The sequence below is a fragment of the Rothia sp. HMSC064F07 genome, from assembly GCF_001837265.1.
Lineage (GTDB): Bacteria > Actinomycetota > Actinomycetes > Actinomycetales > Micrococcaceae > Rothia > Rothia mucilaginosa.
Window position 1 is genome coordinate 22,604 of the sequence record NZ_KV831925.1, and the last position, 6,593, is coordinate 29,196.

The following is a 6,593-nucleotide window of genomic DNA, read 5'->3' on the forward strand; positions in this document are numbered from 1 at the left end:
CGGGGGATTGGGGTGTAGGGAAGGTACTAGACCTTAGGAGTTCTTGCTAGGCTTCGGTCTTCGGGTCACGGTAGGTGCCCTCGAAGACGTCGGGGATGCCGTTGTCGTCAGCGTCCACGCTTTCCTTCTCAGCCAGGGCACGGTAGTGCTTGTTACGGCGTGAAAGGATGATGGCACCGACAATCGCGGCGAGCACGGAACCGAAGAGAATCGCAATCTTTGCATCCTCGGTGTGCGGGGAGCCGTGCGGGAAGGACAGCTCAGCCACCAGTAGGGATACGGTGAAGCCGATACCGCCGGTTGCAGCCAGGCCGACCACGTCAATCCAGGCGACGTCCGGGTCGAGGTTAGCGTTCTTGAAGCGGGTCACGAGCCAGGTGGTGCCGAAAATACCGATGGTTTTACCGGCAACCAGTGCAACCATAATGCCGACTGCCACGGAGTCGGTGAGGGCGCGTCCGAGGCCTTCAAAGCCGCCAACGGCCACACCCGCGCTGAAGAACGCGAAGACGGGCACGCAGATGCCCGTGGAGAGGGGACGGAATCGGTGCTCCAGCACCTCTGCAAGACCGTGTTCAGCCTGTGCCGCCTCAGAGCGAGCGGACATCTTCACGGGCACCAGGAAGCCGAGAACCACGCCGGAAATGGTGGCGTGAATACCGGACTCGAGGAAGAGCGCCCAGGTGATAATACCCAGGGGCAGCAGCAGAATCCATGCGGCGAGAGGCTTCAGGTGCAGCATGGTCTCACCGCGGTAGGCAATGAACGCGAAAAGAGCGAGGGGAATGAGCGCGAAAAGCAGGTACTCGCCGTGGAAGTTATTGGTGTAGAAAATCGCGATAATGCAGATCGCGATCAGGTCGTCGACCACTGCCAGGGTCAGCAGGAAGACACGCATCGCCGAGGGGAGGAAAGTACCCACGGCGGCGAGAACAGACACCGCAAACGCAATATCGGTTGCGGTGGGGATCGCCCAGCCGTGCAGAGCGGTGGGGCTGGTGAAGTTCAGCGCCGTGTAGATAATCGCGGGCACCGCAACGCCACCGAAAGCGGCCGCAATCGGCACAATCGCGGTGGAGGGCGACTTGAGGTCACCAATCACGAATTCCTTCTTCAGCTCTAAGCCGGTGAGGAAGAAGAAAACGACGAGCAGACCGTCTGCCGCCCAGGTTCCGATGCTCATCTGCAGGTGGTTGAAGCCGGGGATGACCGGGCCAACAACGGTGTCTCGCAGACCGAAGTAGAAGCTGGATGCGGGGGTGTTGGCGAGTACTACTGCCAGCACCGTCGCAATCAGAAGTACGGTACCGCCGACTGATTCTGCACGCAGAATGTCGGCTACGCGGCGTGAGTTGCTATATGAGCCGCGGCTGAGGGTATCTGGGTTGGTGTGAGTCATTCTCTCCTCTTTCTGCCGCGATATTATGCGGCATCTAAGGCTTTTAAGTTTACTCTGCACTGTATGAGTATTCGAGTACCCGCTGGCGGCTTTTAGCTCCTGGACGGTGCACCGCGGTGTGCTTTCATGGCGTATATGCATAAACGTTCCGCCCTCCCCACGGCGTGTGGGGAGGGCGGAACGTTTAATATTTTGCAGATATTCTGCGTGGTCGACTAGGTGTCTAGCCGCCTGAACGCAAGATTAGGAACCAGCGATTGCGGGTGCGCCGGACTCCTGGCCGTGGTCGTGTGCCAGCTCGCGTGCAACGTAGTTCTCCAGGTCGAAGAGGTTGCCGTTTGCGCGCTTCACGATGGTCACCAGGGTCTCCATGGTTGCAACTTCCTCAACCTGTTCCTTCAGGAACCAGAGGATGAACTGCTCGCCCAGTGCGTAGTTCTCAGCGCGTGCTGCGGAGAACAGAGCCTCGATCTGACCGGTGACAACCTTCTCCTGTGCCAGGGACATGTCAACGATTTCCTGAACGTTCGCGAAGTCGTTCTTCACAGCGGGAACAGCGGGGATCTCGACCTTGTGGCCGCGGTCCAGCTTGTACTGAACCATCATGAGTGCGTGCTCGCGCTCTTCGAGGGACTGCTGGTAGAAGAACTTAGCCAGCTGGGGCAGGTCCTCACCGTCGAGCCAGATAGCCATGGACAGGTACTGGTGAGATGCTGCGAACTCGTGGCCAATCTGCTCGTTCAGAAGGTCGTAGAAAGACTTAGACATATGGTTTCTCCTTATATGGTGGTTGCTTTTAGGTGCCGGGATGGCGCGGTGCAACCTGTTGATATTTATCGTAAGGGGTAGGGTGCGTCATGTACAGAGAGAAAAGGCTAATCGGTGAATCAGATAAGGTACTCCTGACATATTGTCACCACAACCCTTAGTGTGGATGCCCTGAATACTTTCTTTGGCTTGAGTGGTATTGAGTGCGTTTCCTTGAGATTTCGCGGTTTAAAGCGGTATTAGATACCCCAACATCCCGCGTATACGCATCATGCCCCTGCGCCCGACAGCCGGTCATCCGACATTTCAAAGCGGTACGTGATACCGCAAAAATTTTTTAAAATTCTTCGCATGTATCGATGCTCGGGGCAACTTTAGGCGGCTTTAAGGTTCGCGCGTACCGCAGCGCTCGCGACTGCAAGAGCCTATTTAAGAAATCTGTTAAAGAGATAAGGCACGTTCCCGGTGGGGAATGTGCCTTATCTCTGGTTCTCTCAACTCTCACCCGAAGGCGGAGGAGGTTATTGTGTGGGGTAGTTCCCACGCTGCAGTGCATCAATCGAGATGACGTTTGAGGGGGTGTTGCCGAGGACCGCCTCGCCGATTTCTGCGAGATGCTCAACCTGTTCGGTGGTCAGGTGGTCGAAAATCTGGCGGCGTACTTCGCTCACGTGGCCGGGTGCGACGTCCTGCACTTTCTGCTCGCCTGCGGGGAGCAAGTGGCAGATGCTGACGCGGCGGTCTTCTGCGCTGAGGGAGCGGCGGACGTAGCCGTCCTTCTCCAGGCGTGCCACAACGCGGGAGAGGCGTGCCGGGAGGGTGTTGGTAGTAACTGCCAGCTCGGTCATGGTGAGGGAATGATCCTTGGACTCGGAGAGCATCGCGAGCACCATGTATTCGACAAAGCTAATGCCAGCTTCGCTCTGCAGCTGGTTTTCCAGTTTGCGGGTGAGGCTGAAGATGATGGAGCTGATAAAGAGCCAGCCTTCTCGCTCTTGCGGAGAGAGCCACTGGATGGATTCGCTGTGTGCGGTATTGTCAGACCGCTGCGCAGACGTGGTTGGTATGGGCACGGGATTGGTTCCTCTTTTATCGGATATGGAGCTCCCTTATTAAGGGGAGGTGTGGTGTGCTGGCACCCATTGTAGCGAAAGGTCTTGCCCAGTAACCCTAAATTGGTACGGTCAAGTAATGGTTGACACTTTAGTGCTAATTTTTTGGAGGGTGCTAGGGTCATCTTTTTGCACGCAGTGACTATAAAAACCTTGGGTAGACAAGTGATGCGCGACATATTTAAAAAGATTTCCGGTACAAGTATAGATGAGAACGTACCAAGAAGTATACTCATGAATTGAGCCAACTTCCGCGGAATATCAAGGTTTTTAGGGGTGTGGGTGAAAATTCTAGGGAGTGTAAAGAGCTTACCAAGGGTGAAAAATAACGAAACGATAACAAAATTTTTAAAAAAATCTCGGTTTTGGCTTTGCAACCGTAATGAAACCGTGTACACTAATTACATAACGGGGTCGAAGGAAGCCTCCGAGGCGAGACCGGAAGCTCGCTTCGATAGGTTCGACTCTCTATTTATCGGTGATTGTCGTCGGTGTACGAGTAACTCGTATTTCTACCGACGGATGTGCGGTGCGGGTGCAGTTCGTGGTTGGGCTGCATTCCGTACCGTATCTTTTTAACTCGAATTTCTATCAACTCACTCTAAGAGCATCCAATGGTCGGGTGCTCTTTTTCTTTGCCCTCATAGGGATTAGCAAGAGCGCCCCTGCGAACTAGGGGAGGAGCATGAATTGAGGGGTCTGCGTACCTGCACTGCGCACCTTGCAGCTGTGGTGTTGCTGCGCCGTATCGCGCCAGGAATGTTATCCATAGGGGTTATCCACAATGGTTATCCACAGTGTGGAGAACTTACACGCATGTGATTTGGTGAAGCTGGCGATGGTGGCAATGCAAGATGCAAAGAGGGGCCCAGTCGAAAAATTCTTGTAATTACAGGCTTTCGAGGCTGTTAAAAGCGAGGGTAAGTTCTTAAACAGAAGACCTTTTCACCTTTAAAACCGCGGAACCCGAAAATTTCCACAGCTGTGGATAACCCTGTGCACTTAATCCACCGCCTCCGGCGTAAGGAGGCGCGTAAGATCGCTCGGCGGCCCTGTTAGTACTCAATATTTTGGCTAGTAGAAGGAAAAACACCCCGAATGAGGGCGAAAATTCTGCAGTTTATCCCCCGCGCATCCCCAAAATAGGATGTTATCCACAGTAGTTATCCACAGTGTGGAGAACTTACAACTCTGTTATTCACATGAGTGCATACCCCGGTATTTCAAGGCAGAATAGGGTGCCGACCCCGAAAAGCCTGTTGATACACAGGATTATCCACAGGTGTGGGGAAAAGTCTTCGCCTGAAATCCACATGCTCAAGCGAGGTCTTACATAAATGTGACGCACCCCAACTCATGAAAAGTAAAGTAAACGCTACGCTGGTAATCTTTAATACAAGCCAAGTTTTCTAATGAAAGGCATCATCATGGCTGAAAAGTACACCCTCCCCGAGCTCCCCTACGACTACGCGGCGCTCGAGCCCCACATCTCTGCAAAGATCATGGAGCTGCACCACGACAAGCACCACGCAGCATACGTTGCAGGCGCTAACGCAGCTCTCGAGCAGCTTGAAGAGGCACGCGAGAACGGTGCATACGGCAACGTCTCCAAGCTCTCCAAGGACCTGGCGTTCAACCTGGGTGGCCACACCAACCACTCCATCTTCTGGAACAATCTGTCCCCCGAGGGTGGCGACAAGCCCACCGGCGAGCTGGCAGCAGCAATCGACGAGTTCTTCGGATCCTTCGACAAGTTCCGTGAGCACTTCACCAACGTTGCACTGACCATTCAGGGCTCCGGCTGGGCAATCCTCGCATGGGACACCGTTGGCAAGCGCCTCATCATCGAGCAGCTTTACGACCAGCAGGGCAACATCTCCGTTGCACTGATTCCCGTTCTGCAGCTGGACATGTGGGAGCACGCATTCTACCTGGACTACCAGAACGTCAAGGGCGAGTACGTCAAGGCATTCTGGAACATTGTGAACTGGGCTGACGTTCAGGCTCGCTTCGAGCGCGCAGTGTCCCAGACCAAGGGCCTGGTCCTCTAATCTAAGTTTTCGTCAGCGCGGTGAAGTAGCCGCGGTGAGGTAACTGAAACGGGTGTCCGGCGCCTCCATATTCGGAGGTGCCGGGCACCCGTTTGTTGTATTCAGGTGTTGCCCCGCGGGGTTAGGCGCGGAATTCTAGAGCGCCAGCGTGCGATCAATGCGGATGCGGTGACAGAAATCCTCATCATGACTCACTACAATGAGTGCGCCGGTATAGGCTTCGAGCGCCTGCACCAGCCAATCCACCGAGGAAATATCGAGGTTATTCGTCGGCTCATCCAATATGAGTAGCTGCGGCACCGGGTCAGCCAGAAGCACCTGCGCCACCGCGGCACGGAACCGCTCACCACCGGAGAGCTCACCGGTCTTATGGTGCACACTCTCGCGACGGAACAGCAGCCGCGCCAGCTGGTCACGCAGATGCTGTTCACTCACGCCCGGGTTAGCACGCTGCACGCACTGCAGAAGAGTGAGCTCCGGGTCGAGGGTGATGCGCTGAGGAATATACGCCCCCTCGATGGAGTACTCGACGCGGTAGGCGGGCTGCACGGGGGAGCGGTACTCCGGGTCGCCGGCGTGGGCAATTGCCTCAAGGAGGGTGGTCTTGCCGCTACCGTTTGCGCCGGTGATGCGCAGGTGCTCGGGGCCGCTGAGAATCAGGTGCTCGGGGCGCTCCGCCGGGGTTCCCTGCTGGTTCTCGCTATCAGCCTCGGCGGGTGAAATATGCAGAGAATCAACCTTGGTGGGTTGCCGAACGGTAAATGTTTCACGTGAAACTGGGTGGCTATCAACCCTGCTCAGCTCCAGCACCTTGCGTCCTGCGGGTAGGGGCTGCTGGCTCAGTTCGGCATAGATTTTCTCCTGCACGCGCACCTCGTCTTGAGCGCTCTGGTACTCCTCCTGAGCCTGCTCCTGCTTGCCGACACGCAGAACTCGAAGCTTCGCCGCCGCCTGCCGTGAGGCGTCCTTCGCGAGGGCAAGAATCGTATCCGGCTGGTCGTCCTTCCACACCTGCGCCATGTTCTTCGAAATAATCTCTTGCGCATGCACCCACTCACGGTGCGCAGAACGTACCCGGTTTTTCGCCTCGGTTACCCGACGCTGAGCTGCCTGCTGTTCGGTGTCCAGCGCCTGGCGGTAGGTGCTGTAGTTACCCTCGAAGAGGCGCAGATGAGCCACCCCCTGCCGGTTGGCGTGAAGCTCGGCAATCACATTCACGCGCTCCAGCAGATCGCGGTCGTGGCTAATAATGAGCGCCGGGCA

The 6,593-nt window shown here is 55.9% G+C and carries 5 protein-coding genes; 1 reads left to right on the plus strand and 4 read right to left on the minus strand.

Annotated features, from left to right (window positions below):
* Positions 1–46: 46 nt before the first annotated feature.
* From nhaA to HMPREF2712_RS02180, 3 genes are all read right to left on the minus strand, one after another.
* Positions 47–1,399: a Na+/H+ antiporter NhaA gene (nhaA, locus tag HMPREF2712_RS02170; protein WP_070819154.1), complete on the minus strand. Its 1,353-nt coding sequence runs from the start codon at positions 1,397–1,399 to the stop codon at positions 47–49.
* Between the two features lie 243 nt (positions 1,400–1,642).
* Positions 1,643–2,167 (minus strand): ferritin, encoded by a 525-nt coding sequence (locus HMPREF2712_RS02175; protein WP_049357179.1) that lies wholly within the window; start codon positions 2,165–2,167, stop codon positions 1,643–1,645.
* A 521-nt stretch (positions 2,168–2,688) separates the two neighbouring features.
* Positions 2,689–3,240 (minus strand): MarR family winged helix-turn-helix transcriptional regulator, encoded by a 552-nt coding sequence (locus HMPREF2712_RS02180; RefSeq protein ID WP_141762561.1) that lies wholly within the window; start codon positions 3,238–3,240, stop codon positions 2,689–2,691.
* A gap of 1,466 nt (positions 3,241–4,706) precedes the next feature.
* On the opposite strand from HMPREF2712_RS02180, the gene HMPREF2712_RS02185 reads away from it, so the two are divergent.
* The gene (locus HMPREF2712_RS02185) at positions 4,707–5,330 is read left to right on the plus strand and encodes a superoxide dismutase (protein ID WP_005507370.1); all 624 of its coding nucleotides are present in this window, start codon (positions 4,707–4,709) and stop codon (positions 5,328–5,330) included.
* 135 nt (positions 5,331–5,465) lie between these two features.
* Here HMPREF2712_RS02185 and HMPREF2712_RS02190 read toward each other — a convergent pair.
* On the minus strand, positions 5,466–6,593 hold a 1,128-nt coding region (locus HMPREF2712_RS02190), incomplete at its 5' end, for an ATP-binding cassette domain-containing protein (RefSeq protein WP_141762563.1).